Raw genomic sequence first — 26,926 nt, 5'->3', positions numbered from 1 at the left:
CTCTCTTGTCAGTAAGAAAACACTGCATCGAAAAACACGCCGCGGGCGCGATCGTCGCCAGCAACTTTGAGCCGGTACTGCAGCGACAGATCGACATACGAGCGCAGCGTGTCGTATGGGCTGTCGCGGAACGCGTAGCGTGTGGACACGCCGATGCCCGCGCCGACCGGCACACTGCCATTGATACTCGAGTCATAGTCGGCACCAGCCACGGCGTACGGGAAGACGGTCCAGCGCGGGCTTACGCGGTCCATCCGGTAAGTGCGGCCCGCCTTGACGTTCGCCGTCGCGTACGTCGAGCCGCGCTGGAGGTAATGCCCCGTTTCGGCGTAGACCTCCGTGGTCCACCAGGCCGGCACGTCGGTGCGGCGCTCGGTGCCGATGCCGCCCGAATAGGCCAGTCGTGCGAGCCAGTCGCTTTGCGCCCGCGAACCGAGCGCGAAAATATGCTCGAACGCGACGATGGCGTCGAGCTTCGCGAACGGCTTTGCGCGCGCCCCGAGCGCCGCCTCGATCGAGTTCGCACCACTGGCGCCACTGTCCTTCACGCCAAAGCTTTCGTAGCCGCGCGCGTAGAGCTCGAACATGCGCTCGCCGAGGCTGCCGAACGGACGCCAGTACGCTTCGAGGCCGGCCTGCCAATTATTTGCAATCCCTGGCGACGGCGTCGAGCCGAAGCCCGGTTGCATCCCGGCGCCGCGATAGTCGAGCGAAGCCTCGAAGCCCCACTTGCGCGTCGCTTCTGAGTGGGCGCCCCGGATGTCGTCGAGCTGTTGCGGGGTGAGGCTTGCGTCGGTGCGGCGCGTGGATGCCGAGCTCGCGTCGAGCGCGCGTTCGAAGTAGCGCACCGCATCGGCATCGCTGTGCGCGGCGGTTGCCGCAAAACCCGCATCGGCGAGCACGCCAGCCGTCAACTTGCCACTCGCATCGGCGCGCTTGAATTCGCGCAGCGCCACGTCGCTCGCACCGGCTTGCTGGGCGATGTAGGCCGCCTGCATCGGCGGCAAGGCGGCCAGCAAGCCGTCCCGCACGACGGCGCGCGCCTCGTCCTGCGCTTCGCTCGATGCGCCCGCGTTGTCGAGCACGTTGATGAGCTCGACGCGATGCTGGGCTTGGTCGGGCGCCAATGCGACGGCCTCACGCGCCAGGCGTACGGCGGCCTCCTTGTTCCCCCGCTCCGCGGCGCGCGCGGCGGCACGGGCCGACGCAAAGCCGGCATCGGCAGGGGACACCTCGCAGCTCGCGCCGAACTCGTCCGTGATGCAATCGACGATGGGCCGTGCATGCTGCCCGATATGCTGCTCGCGGGACCGTCCATCATCGGGCGATGCGCCTGGCGCACTTGCCTGGCTAGCGGTGATGGCTCGCATCCGTGCTTGGGCTGAGTAAAGGCGTTGCGTGATCAGCGCATCGGTGGTGTCGTCGCCGAGCGAGGCGAGCGAACCCAGCGCGCGCTTCACGCGTTCGCCACGCCCCTCTTCGATCCAGATATCGGCCGCGATCGCCGCCGCGATGCGCAGATCTTCGCGCGTCGCGTCGTCGTCATGCAAGGCGCGATCGAGGGCGGCATCGGCCGCATCGAAGCGCCCTTGCGCAGCCTGCGCGTAAGCCTGGAACACGAACGGCATGATCTCGGTGCTGTCATACGCGATCGCCTCACCGGCTGCCGCTTCGACACCCGCCAGGTCGTTAGACGCGAGCAATGCATCGAACAGCGCGACGCGGTAGTCGATGTTGTCCGGCGCGTAGGCGATGGCATCGTGCAAGTGTGCGACCGCGCCCGGCAGATCGCCGGCCTCGCGCGCGGACAACCCCGCCCGCGCAGCCTGCGGCGCGAGCCCGTTGCCGATGAACACACGTCGCAGCCGCAGCGGCTCGCTGTCGCCGAAGCGCGCGACGGCATCGAGGTCGGCCTGCCATGCCCGCGTATCCTGACCGGCCGCGCTGGCCGCATCGACGAGCAACAGTCGCAGACGTAACACGTCGGGGCGCAGCGCGATTGCCTGCTCGCTGTAGCGCACGGTGTCGGCAAAGCGCTTGTCCGCATACGCGCGGTAAGCGTTTTGCGCGGCCGTGAAAGCGTCCCCCGTCAAAGCGTCGCCGTCGGCTGCCGCAGCACGGCGATCACGCGCGACCTGCGCGACCGATTGCGCGAGCGCGTCGATCTGCGCACGCCGCGCCACGAGTGTCCGGCGCGGACCCAGCACGTGAATCGCCGCGCCGAGCGAACGGCTTGCCTGCGCGTACTGTCGGCGCGCGGCCAGCGCGTTGGCCAGCAGCACGCGCAGCGCGGGCACGTCGGGGCGCTGCCGGATCGCTTCGCGTGCAAACGTGATGGCCTTCGGGTAGTCGTGCCGGTCATAGGCCGCGTAGGCTTGCTGTGCGACGCGATAGGCGGCGCCGGCGAGCGGCAACGGCTCAGCATGCGCGAATGTCGCGGCGTCGAGCTTGAACGGCCGGTCCAACCGGGCCACCTCTGCCGTCGCGTAGCCGGCCCAGCCCGCGCCCATCGAACCGATTGCGCAGGCCAGCACACACGCACGCCACTTGCGCGTCATCGTGTGACGCGCGATCGAACGAGCGTCCGTCATGCGGCCTCCTGCTCGCCGGCGAGCTTGCGTTGTTCGACGATCACCGCCTCCAACGCCTCGCTCGAGATCACGCCGCGCGCGACCATGTAATCGCCGATCCGGCCGTGCAAGTCGGGCCGGTAGCCGGCCAGCGCCGCATCGAAGGCCTGGCGCTTGACGTAGCCGTGCTCGATGAGCAAATCGCCGATCAGCGGGACGCCGCGCGTGTTGCCACCGTCGGTTGCGGCCGAGCCCGGCCCGGCCGGATCACGATCCGCCGCGGCAACGGTCGCGGTCACGCCGCGCAGGTGCCGCAGCCCCGCAGCGATCTCGCTCTCGCGCACGATCCGCTGCACGATGCCTTGGCCCAGCTGCGCCTCGAGCTCTTCGAGCGTCGCTTCGCCGAGCGGACTCGCCGTCAGCAGGAGCGCTTGCCCGGCCGCGTCGTCGCCTTGCGGCAGCACGCGATGGCGCACGATCATCTCGAGCGGCAAGCGCGCGGCATGGCACTCGAGCGCCTCGTCATCGAACGTGCCGCGTTCGAGATCGGACTGGAACGCAATCGCTTCGGCCAGCGTCTCTTCGTCGAGCCAGCCCTTGGCCATCAGTACCCGCCCGAGCGGCGCTTCGCGCGCATGCTCCTCGCCGAGCGCGTGCTCGAGCTGCGATGCATCGATGGCCTGCCACGACACGAGCAGTTCGCCGAGCCGCTGGCGTCGGTCGGCCAAGCCGTCGGCCGACGGGAAATCGTGCATCGTCTTGTCCCAGGCGAGCCGTTTGCCCGTCACGAGATGCACGATGAACAGCCGCCATGCGCGTGCCACGGCCATGAAGTTGAGGAAGTTGCCGATCACCATGCGCGGGACCGACAACACGCCGTGCTCCCAGCCGTACAGTCGCGTGACGAAATAGACGCGCTGCACGATGCGCAGCAAGAACGCGCCTCCGTTGAGCCATAGTAGCGTGCGCAGCCATGGGGCGTCGGCCAGCGACGAGACGACGAGCCGCGGCAGCCAGCCCAGCACGTCGGCCAGCGCATACAACAGGAACTGCGCGACGAGCACATAAGCAAGGATGCCGACGAACGCCGTGATGATGCCCTTGCGGTCCCTCGCCAGCAGATAGCGATTGGCGAGCGAACCGGTCCAGCCCGTCTGGCGCCAGCCTTGCAGGCCGATGCCGAGCGTCCAGCGGGCGCGCTGCCGATAGGCCGTGCGAAACGTGTCGGGGAAGAACTCGCGCACGCACAGCGGCATATTCAGCGTGAACTCGCGCATGGGCCCGAGTCCGAACCACGACTTGCGGTGCGTCGAGAACTGCACCGGAAAGCGCGCGAAGATCGACTGCATGCCGAGCTTGGCCAGCCGCGCGCCGACGTCGTAATCCTCGGTCAGGCTTTCGGTGTTGAACGGCTGATTGTCGGTCTGAGCCATCAATTCCAACAGCGCACGACGCGAAAAACACGTGCCGACACCGGCCGATGGCACCGCGCCGGCCAGGCTCTCGCGCACGACGAGATCCTTCGCATGCCACTCGGCGAATTCGTCCATGTACGTCCCCGCGACGAGTTCGAACCAATGACGCTCGAGCGACGTGACGGGCAGCTGGATCATGTCCTTGCGTGGCAACAGATAGTTGAAGAACTTGAGCTCGGCCGGATGCAATACGTCCTCGCTGTCATGCAGCACGACGCCGGCAAATTCGAACCCCGCTTCGCGCTCGTGCTTGAAGATCGCCTGGATCACCCAATTGAGGCAGTCGGCCTTGCATGTGGGCCCGTCGTGCGGCACCTCCACGCGCTTCAACTGCCGATAGCGGCGACGCATGCGCTCGACTTCGGTGATCGTCTGCGTGTCGTTCGGGTAGGTGCCGACGAACACGACGTAGTTGCGGTAATCGAGCACGCGCACCATGTCCTGGATCATCGCGGCGATCACGTCGTACTCGTGCCAGGCCGGCACCATGATCGCGATCGGCTGCTCGTCGCGTGCGTACAACTGCTCGCTCGTGAGCGACTTGTGCTGACGCTTGACCGTGAAATGGCGATAGGTCTCGCGCACCCAGAACCACAAGTCGATGAACAGATCGTCGAGGCTCGATGCCAGGATGATGCACGCCACGATCGCTGCGACGATCTCCAGTACGCCGTAGTAGTGAACGACGGCGTACTTGGCGTACCACTCGAAAGTCGTCCAGTTCACGACTCGTCCTGTCGATCCTGATGACGGCGTCGTGCCACGCCGGCGCCCAGTATCAACGCGATCAGCAGCGCAATGAGCACGGCCGCGATGAGCCACGGCAGCCAACGCCCGATCCGGTCGATGCCGGCATCGTCGTCGGTCACGACCTGGCCGGGATGACGCGAATCGAAGACGGTCGCCGTGCTGCTGTCGGAGACGAGCGCGATGTCGCCCCGCGACAGCCGCAGCGTCGCGGGCAAGTGCGGGGCTTCGCCACCCAGCGTGCGATAGGCGACGCCCTTCGTGCCGCCCGCCTCGGCCACCTCGATGACAGCGAGCCGGCTCAAGCCCGACACATCGGCGAATACGCGATTCGACTGGTCGGTCAGCGTCATGCGGTCGTTCGACAGTTGCGCGCGGCCCTTTTCGTTGTTGAGCAGGACGTCGGCGGCCAGGAACGGCCCCTTCGGCACGACGGGCGCAGCACCCGCCACCGTCAGCGTCGCACTGGTCGGTGCGACGCCTGCTACATGTGCCAGCGCCGCGAGGCGCGGCAGCGTCGCCGTCGCATCGTCGAGATAGGCCGCGGGCACGATCACGTTCGCGGCCGACGCGAAGCGCGCGACCATGCCCGTGAAATCGTCGCTGTCGCCCGCGGTTTCGAGCAGCAGCCGGCTCGTCGGCAGCACGGCCACCGGGTAGCCTTGCGGACGCGCCTGGCAGCCGCCGTCGGGGCGGCGCTGGAATACGACGCGCAGCAGGTTCGTCGGCGCGAGCGCGTAGCGCGGCACGTGAGCGGTAATGCGTTGCGGTTTGCCGTCCTGATGCAGCAGCTCAGATGCGATCAGCACGTCGTTGAAATAGACCGAGGCGATCTCGCCCTGCGCTTGCGGTGTCGGCGCGGAGGATACGTCGAGCAGGACTGTGGCGGGCAGCTTGCCGTCGCCGCCCACAGCACCGAGATCGAAACTCGCGTCCCAACTCGCGCGGCCCAGCACGTCGAGCGTGCGCGGCTCGCCGCCTAGCGCCGCAAGTGCGATGCTGTCCGCGTGCGCATAGGGCGTCGCATCGAGTCGATGCACGACGATGCGGTCGGCCACGTCGATGGGCCGCCATGCACGCGCGAGCGCGGCCACGCCAACCTCGTCGCCGACGACGATCGCCGTCTGACCGTTCAGGCGTGCGAGGCGCACTTCCCCGGCTGCGAGCGGCTGCACCAGCGCCGCAAGCGAACGGGCACGCCAGGCGTCGAACGCGGCGGCCCCATCGGGCGATGCAGAGGCGATCTGCGCGCGCAGCGCGTCGAGCGCGGCGTTCGTGTCGCGGCGCAGCGCGTCGTCGGCAATGACGATGTCGGGTGCAAATGCCGTACGTGGCGCGAGCACGATCAGTGCCCCAACCTCGGCCGCATCGTTGAGCTTGTGGGCGCCCCCGGCCGTCAGCGAAGCGAATGCGGGCACCGCACGCAACGCGGCGGGCACATCCACGCCCGACAGATCGACCGTGTCGCCGGCCGCCGGCCATGTACGTGTCACGGGCTTGCGGTTTTCGCGCTCGAGCTGCGTCGCCACGCGCCAGCCGGCGTCGTAAGCGCCGGCACCGACATGGCGCCCCGACAGCGCGACGACAGGCGCGATCGGCAGCGCGCTCCACGCCGTGCGAAGGTCGCGAATCGCGGCCGGATCGAAGCGATATGTCAGACGGGAGGTCGGCGCGACACGCAGCACGTTGCCAATCGCGGTCTGATCCGTACAGATCCGTTCATCGATCACCGACGACCATTGCAGCCCCACGCGCACGAACCCGCTGTCGCGCGGCGCACCATCCACACCGATGCTCACGCCGGCATCGCCCTGCTGCTGCGGAAAGCTGCGTGCCAGCACCGGCGAGCCGTCGAGCGACAGCAGCATCGAGGTGCGTCCGCCGTCCGCGTGCAGATAGCCGCCGTCGACTTGCAGTGTCGCATCGGTGAGCGGCACCCCGACGGGCACAGGCAGATAAAGCTCCTGGCGTGTGTCGGGCGCCGGCATCACGAGCGGCTCACGAATGCCGAGGTCCGCAAACGAGACGGTGCGCGCGACGGTGCGGCCTTCGCCGAGCTGAGCCAAAGCGGCGGCAATGCCGCTCGGGGCGGCCCATGCGGCGGCACCGGTCGAAAGCAGCGCGGTGGCCAGCGCCAGTGTCGCGAAACGGATGCGCGCGCGGCGGTGCAGAAAAGTGTCGTGAGTCACAGAGAGTTTTCTCTTGTCGGAAACTGAATCGAAATGGGCAAAAGTCGTGCCGACAGCGGACTGTCATGCGGCGCCGGGAGCGCCCTGCTCGAGCGGGGCGTATCGCGAGCCAAACGGCCGGCCCGCGACAGGTAAGCGAGGCGCGTCGCTAAGTCGGCTGCCCCGCGCTGGCGGCACGCACCACGGCGCCCGGCTCGAATTCGGCGAACGGCTGCCCGGCGACGGCTGCGACGATGCGCGCCGACGCGAGCCCATCGCCGTATGGCGACATGCGCCCAGCCGTAGCCCCACCGGCACGAATGTGCTCGAGCAGCTCGCGCGTCGCCCCGACCAGCGATTCGCGCCGCGTGCCGACGAGCTTGACGCCGCCTGCGGCCAGCGCCTCGGGCCGCTCGGTCACCTCGCGCATCACCAGCACCGGCTTGCCGAGCGCCGGCGCCTCCTCCTGCACACCGCCCGAATCGGTCAGCACAATGGCCGCGCGTTGCATGAGCCGCACGAATCCAAGATAGTCGAGCGGCTCGATCAAGTGAACGTCGGGTACCCCGCCGAGCACCCCGTGGACAGGGCCACGCACATTCGGATTCAGATGCACCGGGTAGACGATCTGGACCGCTTCGGTACGCGCGATCTCGGCCAGCGCCTCGCAGATCGCGGCAAATCCGGCGCCGAAGCTCTCGCGCCGATGACCGGTCACCAGCAAGAGCGGCTTGACGTCGTCGAGAAACGGCAGCGCACGATCGAGTTCGGCGCGGAGCAGGGGATCGCGATCGATACGGTCGGTGATCAAGTACAGCGCGTCGATGACGGTGTTGCCGGTCACGATCGCGCGCCCTTGCAGCGACTCCGCCAGCAGATTGGCTTTCGCGCTGGCCGTCGGCGCAAACAGCAAATCGCTGACGACATCGACGACGCGCCGATTCATTTCCTCAGGCCACGGCCGGCTCAAGTCGCCCGTGCGCAGCCCCGCTTCGACGTGGCCGACCGGGATACGGCGGTGAAAGGCGGCCAGCGCGGCCATCGAAGCCGTCGTGGTATCGCCGTGCACGAGCACGCGGTCGGGCTGCTCGCGCGCCAGCACGTCGTCGAGCGCGGCGAACAGCCGCGACGAGAAGCCGTTCAGCGTTTGGTCGTTCGTCATCAAGTCGAGATCGTGGTGCGGATCGATACCGAACAGATCCAGTACCTGCGTGAGCATCGAGCGATGCTGACCGCTCACGCATACGATCGACTCGATTCCCGGCGCCGCTTCGAGCTGCTTGACGACCGGCGCCATCTTGATGGCCTCCGGCCGCGTGCCGAACACCGACATGATCCTCAACGTCATTCATCACCCCGTCTATTTTTTGTTCTTACGTCGAACGCCGTGTTACAGCACGGCCAGCTTGACCTGATCGCGGCCCGCGCGCTTGGCGTCGTACAGCATCCGGTCGGCATTCAGATAGAGTTCGCGCGGCACGAGCCTCAGCGGACTGCGGTCGCAACGCCAGACCAGCCCGAAACTCGCCGTCAGCACCTGGTTGCGGTCAAACGGATGCGGCAAGGCGAGCTCGCGCACCGCCAGCCGAAGACGCTCGACCACATGCAAGGCTTCCGTCGGCGACGGCGCGCACAGCAGGATGCAGAACTCATCGCCGCCGAGGCGGAACAGGCTGTCGCACGCGTGACGCAACTTGCTGCGCACCGTCTGCGCGACGAGCCGCAACGCTTCGTCGCCGGCACCATGTCCGTACGAATCGTTGTAGGCCTTGAAATTGTCGACGTCAAACAGACAGAAGGCGAGCGATTCGCTGCAGCGTTGCAGCAAAAGGTGTTCCTTGAACACGTCGTCGATATGCCGACGATTGAACGCGCCCGTGAGCTCATCGGTAATCGCGAGCTTCGACCAACGCGACACCTCGGATTCCAGATAGCGAATGCGATCGAGCAATCGGTCGCGCTCGCTGCCAAGCAGATTTCCGCGCAACCAGCTCACGCACTGCTTGACTTGCGCGAACCAGCCAAGCTGTTGCAGGCCCGCCGCACCTCGATACACTTCATTCATCTTCCGTCCAGCACCCACGATTTCCCGCTCATTCTTATTTATCGAAGCGCGCACTCTGCAAGGCGTGCGTCACACAAAACTTCATCCGAACGCAATCGTGCCAATTTTCGAGATGTCGCAATCAAAACAACTGTTACCGGCGTGTTGGAAAGTCGAATTACGATCTTCTACCACAATCGATGAAAATGAAGTGACGCTGGAAAAGCAAATTCATCATGATGTATAACGCAAACGTTTTCTGCCTGTAATCAGTCGCAATTGCCGTTGCCGGCCGTATCAATTCGACGACGATTTTGCGCCACAGCTTCGCTGTCGGCCTGGGGGGCCCAGACAGGCGGCAATTGTATCGTGTCGTGATGCTTTCGACACCCGTTCGAATTGCGCGCCTAGACACAGTGCTTTGCGTCGCAGAGTAGAATCCCGGTCGCCTAAACTTGCTACACCAGCTGCCGTGCGATCGGCAGCAGCGGGTTGGGCGAGCATGCCTGGGAGAACATGAAGTGAAGATCGCTTATCTGGAAGATGATGGCCCCCATGTCGAACGCATCCGCACGATCCTCGCGGAGGCCGGGCATGAGTGTCATACGTTTATGGACGGCAGTCATTTGATCCGCGAATTGAAGCGCGAAAATTTCGACATGCTGTTGCTCGATTGGCAAGTGCCCGGCGTCACGGGCCACCAGGTGACGATTTGGGCGCGCGCGAATCTCACCGAGCGCGTGCCGATCATCTTCATGACGAGCCGCTCGCTCGAATCCGATATCGTTGCCGCACTGACCGCAGGCGCCGACGACTACATGATCAAACCGATCCGCCAGGCGGAGTTGCTCGCGCGTATCGACGCCCTCGCCCGCCGCGCCAACATAGGCTCCGCACAAGAGCAGCAGACGATTGAAGTCGGCCCCTACCGGATCGACGCCACGAACCGCACGTGCTATCTCCGAGACGTACAGATCGATCTGACCGGACGCGAATTCGATCTCGTGCTGCTGATGTTTCAGTACGTCGGACGCGTGCTGTCGCGCGAGCACATCGGCGGCACGATCTGGGGGCAGGCGCCGAGCGCCATCTCGCGCACGCTGGACACGCATATGTCGCGTGTGCGCACGAAGCTGCAGCTGCGCCCCGAGAACGGCATGCGGCTGACACCCGTCTACGGTCACGGCTATCGCCTCGAAACCGTCACAGACCCGCTTGACCAATAAGCCAGCCGCGCGCTGCGCCCCCAGGGAACGCCGGCCCTAACGGGGGTCGGGTACCAAATTACTCACGCGCATGCTAATGTGAGCGCCTTTCCACGCTCATTACGGGACAAATTACGCCAACATCCGAGATCCGCTGCGCGCGTGTCGCCCGCACTCAAAATTAGCAAAAGCAGTAAACCAAAAACAAGACCATCAATTACTAGTGACCCGGTAGCGCCATGCGCCGCTACGGACTGTCACTGCATGACATGCATCGGGGTTAAAGCATCATGCTTCGGCACTATAAGATTGGACCCGCTGTGATCGCGGGCTGTTTGATTTCGTTGATGAGTGGTTGTGCGAGCTATTCGCAGAAAATGAGCACGACCACCGACATCATGCGCACCGGCTCGATCGACGCCGCCATCGCGAGCCATGAGCATCTTTACGAGGGCGACAAGCCAGACGATCGCGACCTGCTGTACTACTTCGAGCGCGGCGAGCTGATGCGGACGCGCACGAGCGGTGTCGATGCCAGCAGCGAATCATGGCGTGTCGCCGACTCGCGGATTCGCGGCTGGGAAGACGATGCCCGCGGCAAGCTGTCAAAAACGGCCGGCGACGTGGGCGCGTGGTTGCTGAGCGACGATTTCGCCCGCTACGAAGGCCAAGATTACGAAAAAGTAATGCTCAACACGATGCTGGCCGAGAACGACATGATCGCCGGCAAGTGGGATCAGGCGCGCATCGAGATCCGCAAAATGTATGAGCGCGAGACCTTCATCGCTGATCTGCGCTCCAAGCAGGTGGACGCGCTCAAGGACGAAGCGCAAAAGCACGACGTCAAAGACTCCGTCTCGCAAGTCGAAGATATCAAAGGCTATCCGGTAGCAATCTTCAAAGACCCGGAAGTGAACAACTTGCGCAATTCGTATCAGAGCGCCGCATCGCACTATCTGGCGGGTTTCCTGTTCGAAGCGCTGAACGAGCAAAGTCTGGCCGCGGCAGGCTATCAACAGGCGATCAAGCTGCGCCCCGACGTGCCGATGCTGAAAGATAGCCTCGCGAATCTCGGCAAATCGCGGCCGGCAAACGGGAAGACCGATCTGCTGGTGATCGTCGAAACGGGCTGGATCCCCGCGCGCGACTCCGTGGATTTGACGCTGCCGATCATGATCGGCAATAGCCCCAAATTGCTGACTGCGTCATACCCGGTGATCCGCCCCGATCCGTCCAATTACGCGCCGAGCAGCATCTTGATCGGCACCCAGCAAGTGCCGACCGTCGTAGCCACCAATCTCGACGCCATGGCACGCCGCGCCTTGCGCGACGATATGCCGACCCTCATCGCGCGCAGCGCCGTGCGCATGGCGGTATCGGCCGCCGCGCAAACCGCGCTCTCGAGCAAAGACAACGACACGGGCAAATTGCTGAGTCTTGCCGTCGGTGTGGCATCGGCGCTGACCTCGCGCGCCGACACACGCGAATGGCGCACCCTGCCCGCCTATATCTCGCTGGCGCGTGTGAGCGTCCCGAGCGGACAGCAGACGTTGTCGATCGACACGCCGCAAGGTCGTTTGAGCGCCACGCTCGACATCGAAGGCACTCACGCCCTGGCGGTCTTGCGGCCGATCGGCCCCTTCCTCCAAGCCCTCGCCTCGGTGGCACCGAGCGATACGTCGCAAGCCGGCGCAGCGTCGCCCACCTTGCCGGCCTCGCCCCCCGATACCGCAACAGCGGCCCCGCGGAAAGCGCACACCCGCAAGGTCGCCCGGCAGCACGTGCCGAGCGCTACGGTCGCCGAGTAAGTCAATTTCGTGCGCTTGGGCACGACCTGCCCAAGCGCTTTTTCAACGTGTCAAGGAGCCTTATGAAACTGGTTTTCCGATTTTGCATGGCCTTGTTGGCCATGGCCTGCCTGTACACGGCGACACCGGCCGCTCTAGCGGAAACGATCGCATCGAAGGTGCATCAGCTTGGCCAAATGGACAACATCCAGGTCACGGGTTTGCGCGCGGCGCGGCGCGGCAACTTGTTGTTTCTGGAGGCCAACTTCACGAATAGCAGCAACAGCGACGACCAATTCGAATACCGGATCAAGTGGCTCGACGCCGACGGCTTCTCGGCAAGCAGCGATGAAGCCTGGAAGCCGGTCACCATCCATGGCCGGCAGCAACTGAGCATTCAGGGAATCGCCCCGACTCCGCAAGCGACCGACTTCTATATCGAAGTTCATAGCCCGCATAACACCGTGTATACGCCGTCCGCGTCTGTGCAGACCGCACATTGAAGTTCGGCGCCGCCGAGGGCGCAGCGCTTTACGTTCATTTATAGATTCATAGCTTTACAGGAATAATGATCATGCAAACGATGTTCAAACGAATTCTGCAATCGAGCGCCATCATTTCGAGCGCGGCCGCGCTCGTCGGTTGTTCCGTCAACGGTCCGCTCGTGGGCGGCAGCGGCAATGTGCAATATGGCGACGCGCAAGCCGTTGAAACGGTGACCAACGAATTCGGCTCCACGGATCTGCAATCGATTGCCGAAGCCATGTCGCGCTCGCTGCTGCAGTCGCGCGTCATCGCCCAAGCCGGGAAGCCGCCGGTGGTCACGCTCGCCGAGGTGAAGAACAAGACGTCCGAGTACATCGATACGCGCGTGATCACGGAAAAGATTCGTACCGAGCTGCTCAAGAGCGGCTCCGTTCGCTTTGCCGTTTCGACGACGGAAATGCAATCTCAGGTCGACGAGTTGAAGCGTCAGAGTCAGTCGGGCCTTTATCGCAGCAACGGCTCCGCGAAGATCGGGAAAATGGAAGGGGCCAAGTATCGCCTCGAAGGCAGCATTTCGTCGATCGTGAAGCGTTCGAGCAACGTCAAGGACGTCTACTACGTGTTCGACTTGAATCTGATCAACAACGAAACGGGCCTGATGGAGTGGGCGGACGAAAAGGAAATCCGCAAGACTTCCCAGCGTTGATCGCTTTTTAGCTCGATAACTTCATGTCTATCAAAAACAAACTCTTTGCGACGCTCGCCGGCTGCCTGCTGGCGGCCGGCGCACATGCGCAGGTCAAAATCGCAGTCGCGGATTTGACCTACAAAGATACGGTTCGACAGTCGTTTTACTATGAGGCGGGCTACGCGAAAAGCTCCGAACGCGCTTCCTCGAACGAACGCGAGTCGGGCTTTTCGGCCTCGGCGTCCGGTCGCTATTCGAACGACCAGGAAGCGGCATACGTCAAGGCAGCCGGCACCTATGAAATGATCGAATACGGTCAGTTGCGCAAATTCACGGGCGATATCAAAGGCGCTTTGATTTCCACGCGCGCCTTCCGCGTCACGCAAGCCCGGCCATACGTGAATCCGGAAGGCGGCGAGCAGATCTTCGACGTCATCGCCCAGATCAAGAAAGGGTATTACCCGGGCGCCGACTACGTGCTGTTCGGCGTGGTCGACAGCGTCGAATGGCGCAACGATACACAGCCCGTGGACAATACGAACACGACGACGATTTTGTACAGTCTGTCGCTTGGCGCCGAGTTCAGCCTGATCAATACGCATACGTACGAAGTCAAGGCGGCGTTCTCCGCGGTCGGGGACGGCAACGACAACAAGATCTGGAGCTCCGGCGCCCGGCTCACGCCCAACAAGGCCCGTGTGATGCAGCAGGTCTCGCAATCGTTGGCTCAGGAGGTCGTGTCGCAGCTGACCCAGCAATTCGGCGGCGGCGTGGGCGGCAGCGGCACCGAACCGCTTGATCAGCCGGGCGGCACCGCCCCGGCCCAGTCGCAAGGCGTGAAGGTTTACGAGTGATCGGTCGCGCGGCCCGGCAATGACGAAGCAAACGAAAACATGCCGAGCGCCGCGCGAACCTCTTCGAGCGTTTGCTACCGTCAGCCCCCCCCACCGGCCCGGAACGCTAAACGCCCTGCCCGCACCACGCCCGCCACATCTCGCGATAAGCGTGCTCGATGTTGCGGGCAAAGCGGGCACCATCCATCAACGGCGATGCCTGCATGCGCGCGCGCAGCCCCGCGCGCAACGCTGCGAGCCGCGGCAGATCGCCCGCAAGTTCGACGGCGAGGCGGACGAAATCGTCGTCCGTATGCGCGACGAGGTCAGTCAAGCCCAGATTCGCGAGCTGACTGAGCCCGCCGCGCCCCACTACCGTTGGGCCGACGCGCGTAACGACCGGCACGCCCATCCATAGCGCATCGAGACTCGTCGTATGGCCGTTGTACGGCAGCGTGTCGAGCGCGACGTCGATTGCGTGATAGGTCTGCAAGTAGGCCGCACGCGGTCGGAACGCGACGAAGTCCACACGCGCATCGTCGATCCCGTGGGCGCGCAGCCGCGCCGAGAGCCGATCGCGCGCCGCACCGGGCGCGGCCATCAGCATCAGCCTGGCGCTGGGCAGTCGCGCGAACACAGGTGCCCACATCCGAAGCGTGCGATCCGTCAGCTTGCAGGCATTGTTCAGGCAGCCGAATGTCAGGTACCCATTCCTGACCGCCGGCGGCGCACCGACAGCGTGCACGTCGGCAAGCGGGTCGTAGCACCAGAAGGCGTCGGGCAGGCGAATCGAACGCTCGCTGTAGCACGCGTCGACATCGGCTTGGCCTAATGGATCGAGCCACGGATCCGTGAGCCGATAGCCGATCGCCTGGCTGCCGGTCGTGCCCGGATACGCGAGCCACGCGACCTGCACAGGTGCCGGCCGGCGCGCGTACAGCAGCGGCCGGCCGTCGGCCATGTGCATCGTCAGATCGACGAGCACGTCGATGGCGTCGTCGCGAATGGCCTGCGCGAGCGCATCGTCGTCGAACTCCCGCACATCACGCCACAAGTCGGCGTATCCCTGAATGCGCTGCGTCAGCCCATCGGGACGCGCAACGCTCGAATAGCAAACGATCTCATGGCGCGTGCGATCGTGATGCGACAGCAACGGCACCGTGAACAGCGACTGGCAATGGTCGCGAAAGTCCGCCGACACGTAGCCGATCCGCAAACGCCGGTCGGGCTCGCGCGTGTTCGCGTAGACACGCGCACTGCCCGCGAACGGCGCCTCGTGGCGCTCGGCTAAACGACGGCATTCGGCGAGGATGGCACCGGCGTCTTCGGTCTGGAACGTGAGCGCATAGGCGAGATTGCTATGCGAGACGATATTGCCGGGATCGCATTGCAGAGCATCGCGATAGCACTGCACGGCTTCGTCCAGTTCGCCCGTGTCCTTGAGCACGTTGCCGAGGTTGTTGTAAGTCGCCGATCGATGGGTAGCGCTCGATGCATCGCCGTCGAGCGCTGCACGGTAATGCGCTTCGGCTTCGTCCATACGCCCCAGCGTGCGCGCCAGGTTGCCTGCGTTGTTTCGCGCCGCGACAAAGCCCGGACGCAGGCGCAGCGCCGCATCGAATGCCTGGGCGGCGGCGGCGAATTCGCCAAGCGCTTTGCGCACGTTGCCGAGGTTGTTGTAAGCGTCGGCGTGGCCGGGGTTCAGCGCAACCGCGGCTTCATAGTGCGCAGCCGCTTCCGGATATCTCCCTTGAGCCTCCCGAACGGCACCGAGGTTGTAAGCCGCCTGCGGGCAGCACGCATCGAGCGCGAGCGCACGCTCAAGTGCTTCAGCCGCTTCGGCATAGTGCCGCCGCTCCGCCAGCGCCGTCCCCAGGTTGGCGTGGTGCGTGGCCGTGTGCGGCTCGGCGCGAATCGCCTCGTGCAGCAACGTCACGGCTTCGTCGACGGCGCCGCGCGCCTGTAGCAACGTCGCCAGATTCGCCAGCGCACTCGCATAGGCCGGCTGCACGGCCAGTGCGCGCCGATACGCAGCCTCGGCCGCTTGCGCCTCGCCACACCGGTACAAACAGTTGCCGAGGTTGTTCAGGGCATCCGCATGCGCGGGCTCGATCGCGAGCAGCGACGAATAGGCGTCGATCGCGGCCGGCCAATCGCCTTTCGCCTGCAACGCACAGCCAAGCGCGAACCAAGCGTCGCACGAGCGCGCATCGTCGGCCAGGACTTGCCGATAAGCGGCTGCGGCCTCGTCCAGGCGCTGCAACGCCACGAGAACCTGTCCTTCGCCGAGACGGTAGCGAGCCTCGCGCGGGCGTCGCTCGAGCGCACCACGCACCCAGGCGAGCGCCATCTCGCCATCCCCTGTCTGCCAAGCCAGGATGCCGAGTCGGAACATCACGTCATCGTTCGCCGGTTCATCGGCGAGGATCGCTTCATACAGCGGTCGAGCGGCTGCAAAGGCACCTGCCAGGTGAAACGCCTTGGCTTGCGCGAAACGCGCTTCGGTCGACATCGGATCAGCCTCGTCTACAAGGGAGTTGAACCTGCGATTTTAGGGAGGGATAAATTACGCATGTGTTTAAAAGCAACGAATCCGTGGGAGAAATTTACCCATGCATGTAACGGCTCATTACAGAAATGGCTGCGCCTGTGTAAGATGCCGTATTTTTTTCCCAATCAGCATGAAGCGTCCGTTGCCGTTCTGCGTCCGATGGAAGTCGACCGTGTCCGTGTCCCTCACGGCCATCGCGCTTTTCCCATTCGGCGCGGCGACCGCGCAGGCCGAGGGTGTCCCGGTCTGCCGTGCGCACCTCGGCGACGCATCGCGCCCGGCGATCGGACTCGTGCTCTCGGGCGGCGGCGCACGCGGCTACGCCCACCTCGGCGTGCTCAAGGTGCTCGAGGACAACCGGATTCCCATCGACTGCATCGCGGGCACGAGCATGGGTGCCGTGGTCGGCGGCCTGTACGCGAGCGGCATGGGCGCCGAGCAGATGCAGACGCGCCTCGCGCACGTGAACCTGACCGATATCGCGTTCGACGTCGAGAAACGCTCCGATCTGCCGCAGTCGCAACGCGAAGATTCACGGCTTTACGTCGGTGGCCTCGGCTTCGGCCCAAGCGGCGTCAAGCTGCCCGCGGGGCTCGTGCAAGGCAACCGGTTACAGGCGCTGCTTCAGGAATGGACTGCAGGGCTGCCTGCCGACGCGCCGTTCGACCTGCTGCCGATCCCCTACCGGGCCATCGCGACGAACCTGAGCACCGGGGACGAAGTCGTGCTGCAGCACGGCTCGCTGCCGCTGGCGATCCGCGCGAGCATGGCGATGCCGGGGCTGTTCGCGCCGGCCGAGGTCGACGGCATCACGCTCGTGGACGGCGGCCTCGTCAACAATGTGCCTACCGACGCGGCCCATAGCATGGGGGCCGACGCGCTGATCGTCGTCAACATCAGCTCGCCGCTGCGGCCGCTCGACACGCTGTCGTCGCCGGCCGACGTGATGCAGCAGATGCTCGGCATCCTGATCCACCAGAACGTGAAGCGCCAGCGCGCACGGCTCGGTGCGAACGACGTGCTGATCGAGCCTGAGCTCGGCAACCTCAGCTTTACCGATTTCGCGAATGCCAACGATGCGATCGCCGCTGGTGCGGCCGCCGCGCGCGCCGCATTGCCGAAATTGCAGCGTTTCGCCTTGACGCCCGAACAGTATGCAGCCTATCGCCAGGCGCATGAGCGCCCGGGCGAATCGCCCGTGCGCATCACGAAGATCGATATCCATACGCACGGCGAGGTGCCGCCCGAGCGTCTGCGCCGCTATCTGCACGTCCACCCGGGCGAGGTATACGACCCGCATGCCGTCAATGACGACGTGCAAGCACTCGCGACATCGGGCGAGTTCGAAAGCGTGTCCCAGCAGATGGTCAACGACGGCGACGAACACCGCCTCGTGATCGATGCGCACGAAAAATCGTGGGGCCCGAACTTCCTGCTCTTCGGCCTCGGCATGTCGAGCAGCTCGCAGGACGAAGGCGGCTTTCGCTTCAACATCGGCTATCGCCGGCCATGGCTCACCGAGTCGGGGCTCGAGCTGCGCGCCGACGGCACGCTCGGCAGCGATCTGTTGGCGTTCCACACCGAGCTGCGCCAGCCGTTGTCGAATTCGCTCGGTTACTACATTGCGCCGTACGCCGAATTCCAGCGCCGCTTCGCGAGCATCTACGATGACGATACCGGCCTGCGCGTCACGCAATACCATCTGCAGACCGAGCGTGTCGGCCTCGATTTCGGTTTGCCGCTCGCAAGCCTCGGCGATTTCCGTATCGGGCTCGCCTATGCCCACACTTACGGGTCAGCCGTCTACAACCTGATGTACGACGATGGCAGCCTGCTGTTCCCGGACATCTACGGACGGCAGGTTACGGCGCGTGCCAAGCTCGTGATCGACCAGCTCGACGACCCGCTGTTTCCGCGCACCGGCTACTTCACCGAAGTGCGGGCGGAACGCTCGATCTTCGGGCAAGCCAACAATTTCACGGAGCTCTACGGCAAGATGATCGGGGCAGTCAGCCTCGGACGCCATAGCCTGAATGCCAGCATCGAAGCCGGTGGGGACCTCGGCGGGCAAAATCCCGTGAACCCGCTCGGCTTTACGCTCGGCGGATTCCAGCACTTGTCGGCCTACGCGGCCGATCAGCTCTCGGGCAATTCGCTGCTGTACGCGCAGGTGACCTATCTGAACGAGCTCATGCATTTTCAGACGGCGCCGCTGCAAGCCCTTTACGCCGGTGTGAGTGCCGAAGCCGGCAACGTCTGGCAACAAGGCGACCACTTTGGCAGCGGCCGGCTCAAACGCAGCATTACGTTCTTCTCGAGCGTGACGAGCTCGTTCGGCCCGATGTATGTCGGCGTCGCGTTCGCGCCGGGCGGGCGGCGCAACATCTACTTCCAGCTCGGACATACGTACTGAGCGTGAATTGACTCTATACGCGCTGCAGCGCCGTTCGAACGGCGCTGCGCGTTCCATATCAAGTCGATTCGCAAATTTAAATAAGTAATTTGCGATTAACCTCCGTTGCGGTTTCGGTCGTATTAACCGCCCGTCAGTCAATAAGCGACTGATTCGCCCCTAAAAGCGAATTCGCCCATCTCCGCTCCGGCCGCTCCAGCCAAGCCACTTCAGTCCTTGATAAAAATCAAAGCTTCTGAAAACAGATCAGTAAAATATGTATGAAGATTCCGCACGAGGATGCCGTCATCCAGGGCATACCGTGCGGATAACGCGATATCGCCATATCGCGTGCGACGCGCTGCTTGGCCGATTTCTCGACGCGACTCGAGTCTCGACATGGACGTCTCTGCCACCTCATCGCCAGCCCCCGCCCTGCCGCCTTCGCCCGGCAAATCGCCGGCGAGCGCCAAACGTCGCTCTTTCAGCGTGCGGCTGTCGAGCCTCATGCTGCTTGCCGCGCTGTGGTTCGCGCTGGGCGCGCTGACGGTATGGGACGAAAACGCCGAAATGCGCAGCGCCCGCGCTGGCGCAAACGCACTCGCCGACGCGCTGGCCGCCCACAGTACACGCGTGATGCGCGAGGCCGAGCAGGTCGCCGCCCTCGTTTCGTGGCAGGTGCAGAACGACGGCGTCTCGATCCCGCTCGCCTACTACGTGAGTTCGGGCCTGCTCAAGCTCGACGTGTTCGTGCAGGTGGCCGTCATCGACTCGCAAGGCTATCTGCGCGCGTCGACAGTGGCCGGCTTCCAGCCGATCAACTTGTCCGATCGCGAACATTTCCAGGCCCACGTGCACAACCCCAGTACGGCGCTGATGATCGGCCGGCCGCTCGTCGGGCGTGCAAGCGGGAAAGCATCGTTGCAACTGTCGCAGCGCATCAATGGCCTAGATGGGCGTTTTCTGGGCGTCGTGGTCGTTTCGGTCGCCCCGTCTTATTTCACCGAGCTCTATAACGGCCTGCATATCGGCAAGAGCGGCATCGTCAGCGTCGTCGGCACGCATGACTTCGTCGTTCGCGCCCTACGTGCGGGACTCGACCGTTCGGTCGGCACGACGCTGCCACGGGCAGACCCGCTGCGCCGCGCGCTGGAACAAGCGCCTTCCGGCACCTTGCGCATGCCCGCGTTCATCGACGGACGCGACGCCATCGTCAGCTATCGCACGCTGCCCGACTATCCACTTGCGGTCGCGGTCGGCTACCTGACACGCGATTACCTGTCGGCTTGGCTCACGCGCAGTCTGTTGCTGCTGACCGCGGCACTCGCGCTGACCGTGCTGATCGTGGTGGTCGAACGCCGCACACGCAATCTAGTCGAGAGCCTGGCCGCCGCCAACGAACGCGAAATGGCCAAGGCTCAGCAGTTGGAAACCGCGCGCCGCGACGCCGAAGCGGCTTCCCGCGCCAAGAGCTCGTTTCTCGCGACGATGAGTCACGAAATCCGCACGCCGATGAACGGCGTGATCGGGATGGCCGAGGTGCTCGCACGGTCGCTGTTATCTGCCGATCAGAAGGACATGGTCGTGACGATCCGCGATAGCGCATCGGCACTGCTGCGGATCATCGACGACATTCTCGATTTTTCGAAGATCGAAGCGGGCAAGATGCAGATCGAATCGGCGCCGGTATCGATCGAAGACATCGTCGATGGACTGTGCTCGTCGCTCGCAAGCGTCGCCGACGCGCGCGGCGTCGTGTTGCGCACCTACGTGTCGCCAGACCTGCCGGCGTACGTGATGTCGGACGACACGCGCTTGCGCGAGGTGCTCTATAACCTCGTCGGCAATGCCATCAAGTTCTCGGGCGGACGCGAAGGCGTGCCGGGACGCGTGTCCGTGCGCGCGACACTGTATGAAGGCGCCGAAGACATCGCCATCGAAGCGCGCTTCGAGATTGCCGACAACGGCATCGGCATGGCACCCGAGACGATCAAAAAGCTGTTCCAGCCGTTCAGCCAAGCCGAAGCGTCGACGACGCGCCGCTTCGGCGGCACCGGACTCGGCCTGGCGATCTGCCGGCGGCTCGTCTCCTTGATGGGTGGCGATCTGACGGTATCGAGCGAGCCCGGCCGCGGCTCGACCTTCGTCGTGCGCCTGCCGCTCACGATCGCACCCGACGCGCCTGTACGCGCGCACCCCGATCTTTCTGGAATTTCGTGCATCGTATCGCTATCACGAGGCTTCGACGGCGACATCGCCGGCATCGTCAGTTATCTCGACCATGCGGGCGCATCGGTCACGCTCGTCCGCGAGACTCGGCAATTACACGCGCAGCTCGCTCAAACGAGCGGAGTCGTCGTGCTCGTCGTGGACGAAGACAGCCCTGCCGTCATCGCCGCCGCGGCCGATCCCGCGCATGCGGCAGCCGGACGCGTCATGCTGACGGCTGGCCGCGGACTCACCGTAATCTCCGCCGACGACCGCACGGTGTCGCTCGGCGCGCAAGCGATGCGCCGCCGCGTGCTGCTCGATGCGGTGTTGCTTGCTGGAGGGCGGGTCCACCCACAGCCGGCGGCCGCCCATCTTGCCGAGGAAACCGGCACGCCGATGACGCATATGCCACCCGCCCCCGGCACGACGATCCTCGTCGCCGAAGACGACGCGGTCAATCGCACCGTCATCTCACGCCAACTGGCGCTGCTCGGCTACCAGGCCGACATGGCGGTCGATGGCGAGGAAGCGCTGCGCAGGTGGCGCGAGAAGCCCTACACGCTGGTCTTGACCGACCTGCACATGCCCAAGCGCGACGGCTACGAGCTCGCGCAGGCCATCCGTGCCGAAGAAGTGCAGACGCATCGCAAGCGCATACCGATCGTTGCGCTGACGGCCAACGCGATTCATGGTGAGGCGACGCGCGCCAAGGGACTCGGCATCGACGACTACCTGACCAAACCGCTCAAGCTCAATCTGCTGCAACAGGCGCTCGAACAATGGACCGCGTCGCCATCGGCAGACGCTGAGGCAGACACTGCGGCTGCCGACAGCGCGGAACCGATCGTCGAAAGCAACGAGCCCGCAGAGGCGGCGACGCCATCCACTGTATCCGATTCGCCCGCCCCTGCCCCCGCGGACGATGCCGGACTCATCGATCTCGACGTGCTCAAAGGTATCGTCGGCGACGATCCTGAAACGGTACAGATGCTGTTGCAGGAGTACGTAGAGTGTTCCGAGAGCCTTGCGCGCGAGCTCGTCGCGCATCTGAACGAGCACCGCCGCCCCGAAGCGGCGGCTGTCGCTCACAAGTTGAAGTCGTCGTCGCGCTCGATCGGCGCGACGTCGCTCGGCGAGCTCTGTGCACGCATCGAAAGTGTCGCTCAGACGCAAGACGACGCGTCGCTCGCGGCGCTCGCCGTGCAATTCGACACCGCTTACCGTCTTGCGTCCGGGGTCGCGTCGCGCCTGGCGCAAGCTCGGCGCCTGGCGCAAACCCTGCCGGCCGGTCCGCCCGCTTGAGGTCGTTGCGATGACGCGGTCAGCCTCTGCGCCTCCCTACGCCACAGGAAGATTCCGTTGAAAGACGATCCTTCGATCCTGATCGCAGCCGACTCGGACGCCAACGCCCGTTTCGTCGCGCGCCTGCTCGCGGAGGAATTCCGCGTGCTTCATGTGTCGACGCGGCCCGAGCAGGCCGCCGGCGACTTCGACCAACATCTGCCGTCGGTCGTCATTTTGAGCTTCGGCCGGCTCGACGCCGCACAGCGCTATTACATGGGGCTCTACCACACGAGCAAGCTCGTGCATGCAGTGCCGCATCGCACGATCGTGCTCACTAGCAGCCATGATCTGTGGCGCGTCTGTGATCTCTGCCGGAAGGGGGACTTCGACGATTACGTCTTGTTCTGGCCCTCGACGAACGACGGCCCGCGCCTCACGATGGCCGTGCATCATGCGCTGCAGGCCCTCGAAAACGCCACGCTTGAGGCCGTGACCCCGGGGCAACTGGCTGCGCATGCGCGTTACATCGCAAGCCTCGAGCCGAACCTGGCCGAGTTCGCGCGCCGCTTCGCGACCGAAGTCGACAACACGAGCGCTGCCGCAAGCGCGGCGGAGCAAGCGGCCGGCAGCGAGTTCATGCATCACTTTTCGGGGCTCGGCGAATCGGTCGATGCGTTATGCCGCGCCGCGCAGACACTAGCGAGCGCGCTGGGTGCTCAGTTGCAGGCCGCCCGCACGATGCGCGAGTTGGCGACGCTCGTCCGGCCGCGCGTGCTGGCCGTCGACGACGAGGCCTTTCAGCGCACGTTGCTAGGCCAACTGCTGTCCGGTACGAACATCGACCTGACCTGCGCGGCGAGCGGCATTCAAGCCTTGAGCCTGCTTTGGAAGGTGCGGCCCGATCTCGTGCTGATGGATGTCGACCTGCCCGACCTCAACGGCGTCGAGCTCACGCGACGCCTCAAGTCGGTGCAAGCGTTCGCCCATGTGCCCGTCATCATCGTCACGGGCCATAGCCAGCGCGCAATCGTCCTGGAGACGCTGAAAGCCGGTGCGGTCGACTTCATGGTCAAACCGTTCGTGCGTGCCACCCTGCTCGAGAAGCTCGAAACGTTTCTGCCGGGCGTCAAATAGCATGGCAAGCGTGACGGGCCGCACGGCGGCAAAAGGCGGCGTTATCTGTTGTCCGCGGGCCAGCTGATCTCGAAGCGCGCGCCCCCGAGCGCGGCAGGCTCGGTCACGGCGATGCGGCCGTTGTGCGCCCGCAGCACCTGCCGAGTGATCGCGAGGCCCAGGCCGTAGCCACCGGTGTTGCGATCGAGCCGCACGAATGCCTCGAAGATGTGTTCGCGCTCGGCGGCCGGCACGCCAGGGCCGTCGTCTTCGACGGCGAGTTCGACATTGCCGTGCCGCACCGTGAGCGCCACGACGATATGCGAGCGCGCGTACTTGCCCGCATTGCGCAACAGATTACGCAGCGCGTACGACATCAGGCGCTTGTCCATCCGTGCGCGCGTCGTGCGCGCCGCATCGATGTCGAGCGTGACCTGCTTATCGGCGTACAGCACGGCTGAGTCACGCACCTGCGCTTCGAGCCATGCCACGAGCGGCGTCGGCTCCAGGTTCGATTGCAGTGAGCTGTACTCGAGCCGTGCATAGGTCAGGCTCATGTCGATGAGCTCGTCGAGCTCCGTCACGTCCTGCTCGATGCTGGCGATCGCACTGTCATACTCCTGCGCCGAGCCAGGCTCGCGCAGGATCTCGAGCGCGAAACGCGTGCGTGCAAGCGGTGTACGCAGTTCGTGCGAAATCCCGTTGGTCAGGTCGCGCTGAGCGGCGATGAGCCGCTCCATGCGCTCGGCCAGCGCGTTGAGCGTCCGCGCGAGCGGCCCGATGAACACGCTATGCGATTCGCGCGCTCGCGTGTTGAAGCGACCGCCCGTGAAGTCGATCGCGCGCTCGCGCACCATCACGAGGTCGAGCCAGATCGGCCGGATCCACTGATACGTCGCGAACGCGGGAACGAGGCACGCGATCAGCACGAGCGGCACCACGCCGCCCGGCAGCGCGTGCAGACCGTGCCAGACGACAGCCGGCGTCAGTGTCTTCGCGAGCGCCGCCAGCACGACGGCGAGCACTACCAGCACGAGCGCGAGCAGATGCACGTAGGCCCGCAGATAGAGCTTCGACCAGCTCGGGACGCGGTCGGCGCGCGTGTCGGTCCATGAGCGTCGAAAGCGCAGCCAGCGCCATTTGGAGTAACGGTACGCGGACAGTTGAGTGCCGGCTTGCGTCATGTCTTCGTCAAGAAAAATTAACGTGATGGCGGAACCGGGACGGCCGGCAGGCCGCCGTCATTCCCAGGCGAGCTTGCTGAATTGGTAGCCCTTGCCGCGTACCGTCTTGATGCGCTGCGGGTTCGTGGCATCGTCGTTGAGCTTGCGGCGCAGCTTCGAGATGCAGCCGTCGACCGTACGGTCGAGCCCATCGAAGCCGATGCCGCGCAGCTCGCGCAGCAGATCGTCGCGGCTCGCCACCTCGCCCGCTTGGCGCACCAGCGCCCAGAGCAGATCGAACTCGGCCGACGTCAGTTCGGGAACGCTGCCGTCGGGCAGCGTGACGGAGCGCGTGGTGCGATTGATGACGAACTTGCCGAATTGATAGCTTTCGGGCTCCGTCTGAGGCTCGGCGGCCGTGCGGGCCGGCATACGGCGCAGCTGCGCCTTCACGCGCGCGAGCAGCACACGTGGCTCGACCGGTTTGTGTACGTAATCGTCGGCGCCGAATTCGAGACCGAGTACTTCGTCGAATTGGTCGTCGCGCGCGGTAACCATCACGATGATGCCGTCGAACTTCTCGCGCGCTTCGCGGCAGATCTGAAAGCCGTCCTTGCCGGGCAGATTGATATCGAGAATCACCAGATCGGGCTGGCCTTCCACGATGGCGGACACGGCCGCCTCGCCGTCGAGCACGACGTCGACGTCATAGCCGTTCTTGCGCAGATAGCCTGCGACGAGGGCGGATAGTCGATGGTCGTCCTCGACAAGCAAAATCCTTTGAGACATGGCTGCGCAGCTTGAGGCTAGGTAAATTTGGGGAACGAAGGTGGAAAAAATTGGAAAAGTGCGTACAAAACGCAGCGATTTTACCGCCCTTTCTCCGCGCGTCACGCACTAGGGCCTGTTCACGCTAATAACAGGCTTGCGCTGGCCGCCAGAAGGGCCGAGCGCAAGGATTGCGACGAAGGGAATACTGGACGTATTCACGAGGAGCATGACGCGGCGATCGGCCCTTCTGGCGGCCAGCCCGTGGAAGGATATTGATAATTTGGGGAACGTGCCTTGCCGGCCGTATTGCGGCGTCGGTCGTCGCTTGTTTGGCTCGGCCAAACGGCGCTCCTCCCTCCTTGCACTACGACCGGCAAGGCGCGTTCGCAAGCCTGTTATTAGCGTGAACAGGCCCTTGCTAAGAAGGGAGCCATCCGCAGCGGCAAAGGCTGCGGGAAGGCCTGAAACGAAGGGAGGGAAAGCGAGCCCATGAAGGCGCCGGGCTTGCCAAGCCCGGCAGGGCTGAACGGCTATTCGGACACGCGGAACTGCTCGGGATCCTTGCCTTTCAGCCAGCGCGGCCGAGGACCGCGTCCGCCCCAAGTCTCGCCCGTGTCGGGATGTCGAAAGCGCGGCGCGTTACCCAACGCTTTCGACTTGCGGCGTGCGCCGAAGACTTGGTCGGGCGTGAATCCGAACGCTGCAATGGTGTCCCGCACGTTGTCGAGCGCCTCTTGGGCTTCGGCGCGCCGGGCATTTTCGATTTCGGCGTCCAATTCTTGTTTTCGAGCGAGTAATTCCTTGTAGGTCGCCACAGAAAAATTCCTCCATAACATGTTGTTGTGAGCGCAACGATACTAGCCATTCGGACCACCGCTTCCCGCCGATTGGCAGACTTTCAGACGAGACAGCGCGGCCCACGCGCGGGCCATGCATAAGCAAACATCGTGCCTGCCTCGTTATGCCGAGCGAATTGGCCCGTCACGCCGGCTTGCGAATGGTAAATATCGTCAGGTAGATTGACCGTTTTTGACATTGAGCGAGGCGCGGCCAACGCATAACCTCTGTCGCGCATAACAATACCTGTACGCCTCCGGAGGAAACGATCATGAGCGAAGCCGACAACGTCGCGGCGAACCCCTCGGGCTTCAAACCCAAGAAGTCGGTCGCACTTTCAGGCGTGACCGCCGGCAACACCGCGCTGTGCACGGTCGGGCGCACCGGCAACGACCTGCACTACCGAGGCTACGACATCCTCGATGTGGCCACCAGCTGCCAGTTCGAGGAGATCGCGTATCTGCTCGTGCACGAGAAGCTGCCCACCGCCACCGAGCTCACCGCCTACAAGGCCAAGCTCAAGGCGCTGCGCGGCCTGCCCGCGAACGTGAAGGCCGCGCTCGAGTGGGTCCCGGCCTCGGCCCATCCGATGGACGTCATG

The 26,926-nt window shown here is 64.6% G+C and carries 19 protein-coding genes; 9 read left to right on the top strand and 10 right to left on the bottom strand.

Features of this window, described 5'->3' with window-relative positions; translation table 11 throughout:
- Positions 1–8: 8 nt before the first annotated feature.
- The 5 genes from D7S89_RS23165 to D7S89_RS23145 all read right to left on the bottom strand — a co-directional run bounded on the left by D7S89_RS23165 (position 9) and on the right by D7S89_RS23145 (position 9,025).
- Positions 9–2,591, bottom strand: a complete 2,583-nt coding sequence (locus tag D7S89_RS23165; protein WP_121281215.1) for an NfrA family protein — start codon at positions 2,589–2,591, stop codon at positions 9–11.
- Positions 2,588–4,771, bottom strand: coding sequence for a glycosyl transferase family protein (locus tag D7S89_RS23160; RefSeq protein WP_121281214.1), 2,184 nt, complete (start codon positions 4,769–4,771; stop codon positions 2,588–2,590). Before D7S89_RS23160 ends, D7S89_RS23165 begins: the two co-directional genes overlap by 4 nt.
- Positions 4,768–6,981 carry a cellulose synthase gene (locus D7S89_RS23155; protein WP_245983181.1) on the bottom strand — a complete coding sequence of 738 codons (2,214 nt, stop codon included), beginning with the start codon at positions 6,979–6,981 and terminating at the stop codon, positions 4,768–4,770. The genes D7S89_RS23160 and D7S89_RS23155 overlap by 4 nt, the downstream gene beginning before the upstream one ends.
- Positions 6,982–7,129: 148 nt before the next feature.
- Positions 7,130–8,308 (bottom strand): non-hydrolyzing UDP-N-acetylglucosamine 2-epimerase, encoded by a 1,179-nt coding sequence (gene wecB, locus D7S89_RS23150; protein ID WP_121281213.1) that lies wholly within the window; start codon positions 8,306–8,308, stop codon positions 7,130–7,132.
- 42 nt (positions 8,309–8,350) lie between these two features.
- Complete coding sequence (locus tag D7S89_RS23145) at positions 8,351–9,025, bottom strand: GGDEF domain-containing protein (RefSeq protein ID WP_121281212.1); 675 nt, start codon at positions 9,023–9,025, stop codon at positions 8,351–8,353.
- Positions 9,026–9,525: 500 nt separating this feature from the next.
- Here D7S89_RS23145 and D7S89_RS23140 point away from each other — a divergent pair, with 500 nt between their 5' ends.
- The 5 genes from D7S89_RS23140 to D7S89_RS23125 all read left to right on the top strand — a co-directional run bounded on the left by D7S89_RS23140 (position 9,526) and on the right by D7S89_RS23125 (position 14,024).
- Positions 9,526–10,230 carry a response regulator transcription factor gene (locus tag D7S89_RS23140; protein WP_121281211.1) on the top strand — a complete coding sequence of 235 codons (705 nt, stop codon included), beginning with the start codon at positions 9,526–9,528 and terminating at the stop codon, positions 10,228–10,230.
- 356 nt (positions 10,231–10,586) lie between these two features.
- Positions 10,587–12,017, top strand: a complete 1,431-nt coding sequence (locus D7S89_RS27590) for a COG3014 family protein (protein WP_183085326.1) — start codon at positions 10,587–10,589, stop codon at positions 12,015–12,017.
- Between the two features lie 86 nt (positions 12,018–12,103).
- Positions 12,104–12,499 (top strand): YcfL family putative periplasmic lipoprotein, encoded by a 396-nt coding sequence (locus tag D7S89_RS27585; protein ID WP_183085325.1) that lies wholly within the window; start codon positions 12,104–12,106, stop codon positions 12,497–12,499.
- Between the two features lie 80 nt (positions 12,500–12,579).
- On the top strand, positions 12,580–13,188 hold the full coding sequence (gene lpoB / locus D7S89_RS23130; protein ID WP_121281289.1) for a penicillin-binding protein activator LpoB: 609 nt from the start codon (positions 12,580–12,582) through the stop codon (positions 13,186–13,188).
- 23 nt (positions 13,189–13,211) lie between these two features.
- Complete coding sequence (locus D7S89_RS23125; protein ID WP_121281209.1) at positions 13,212–14,024, top strand: penicillin-binding protein activator LpoB; 813 nt, start codon at positions 13,212–13,214, stop codon at positions 14,022–14,024.
- A 106-nt stretch (positions 14,025–14,130) separates the two neighbouring features.
- On the opposite strand, the gene D7S89_RS23120 is transcribed toward D7S89_RS23125, so the two are convergent.
- Positions 14,131–16,515, bottom strand: coding sequence for a tetratricopeptide repeat protein (locus D7S89_RS23120; RefSeq protein WP_121281208.1), 2,385 nt, complete (start codon positions 16,513–16,515; stop codon positions 14,131–14,133).
- 100 nt (positions 16,516–16,615) lie between these two features.
- Between D7S89_RS23120 and D7S89_RS23115 the strand changes: the two genes are divergently transcribed.
- The gene (locus D7S89_RS23115; protein ID WP_183085324.1) at positions 16,616–18,967 is read left to right on the top strand and encodes a patatin-like phospholipase family protein; all 2,352 of its coding nucleotides are present in this window, start codon (positions 16,616–16,618) and stop codon (positions 18,965–18,967) included.
- Between the two features lie 209 nt (positions 18,968–19,176).
- Here D7S89_RS23115 and D7S89_RS27580 read toward each other — a convergent pair whose 3' ends face one another.
- The gene (locus D7S89_RS27580) at positions 19,177–19,455 is read right to left on the bottom strand and encodes a hypothetical protein (RefSeq protein WP_183085323.1); all 279 of its coding nucleotides are present in this window, start codon (positions 19,453–19,455) and stop codon (positions 19,177–19,179) included.
- On the opposite strand from D7S89_RS27580, the gene D7S89_RS23110 reads away from it, so the two are divergent.
- Both D7S89_RS23110 and D7S89_RS23105 read left to right on the top strand, forming a co-directional pair.
- Positions 19,454–22,459 carry a hybrid sensor histidine kinase/response regulator gene (locus tag D7S89_RS23110; protein ID WP_183085322.1) on the top strand — a complete coding sequence of 1,002 codons (3,006 nt, stop codon included), beginning with the start codon at positions 19,454–19,456 and terminating at the stop codon, positions 22,457–22,459. The genes D7S89_RS27580 and D7S89_RS23110 overlap by 2 nt on opposite strands.
- 57 nt (positions 22,460–22,516) lie before the next feature.
- Complete coding sequence (locus D7S89_RS23105) at positions 22,517–23,575, top strand: response regulator (protein WP_121281205.1); 1,059 nt, start codon at positions 22,517–22,519, stop codon at positions 23,573–23,575.
- 41 nt (positions 23,576–23,616) lie between these two features.
- On the opposite strand, the gene D7S89_RS23100 is transcribed toward D7S89_RS23105, so the two are convergent.
- The 3 genes from D7S89_RS23100 to D7S89_RS23085 all read right to left on the bottom strand — a co-directional run bounded on the left by D7S89_RS23100 (position 23,617) and on the right by D7S89_RS23085 (position 26,303).
- On the bottom strand, positions 23,617–24,738 hold the full coding sequence (locus D7S89_RS23100; protein ID WP_121281204.1) for an ATP-binding protein: 1,122 nt from the start codon (positions 24,736–24,738) through the stop codon (positions 23,617–23,619).
- A 57-nt stretch (positions 24,739–24,795) separates the two neighbouring features.
- Entirely contained in the window at positions 24,796–25,506 is a 711-nt protein-coding gene (locus tag D7S89_RS23095; protein WP_121281203.1) for a response regulator, read from the bottom strand.
- A gap of 512 nt (positions 25,507–26,018) precedes the next feature.
- Positions 26,019–26,303 carry an H-NS histone family protein gene (locus D7S89_RS23085; protein ID WP_245983177.1) on the bottom strand — a complete coding sequence of 95 codons (285 nt, stop codon included), beginning with the start codon at positions 26,301–26,303 and terminating at the stop codon, positions 26,019–26,021.
- Between the two features lie 293 nt (positions 26,304–26,596).
- Between D7S89_RS23085 and D7S89_RS23080 the strand changes: the two genes are divergently transcribed.
- The coding region (locus tag D7S89_RS23080; protein WP_281273187.1) for a citrate/2-methylcitrate synthase at positions 26,597–26,926 on the top strand (330 nt) is incomplete at its 3' end.

Source organism: Trinickia fusca (assembly GCF_003628145.1).
Classification (GTDB): domain Bacteria; phylum Pseudomonadota; class Gammaproteobacteria; order Burkholderiales; family Burkholderiaceae; genus Trinickia; species Trinickia fusca.
This window is presented reverse-complemented; position numbering and strand designations above follow the sequence as displayed.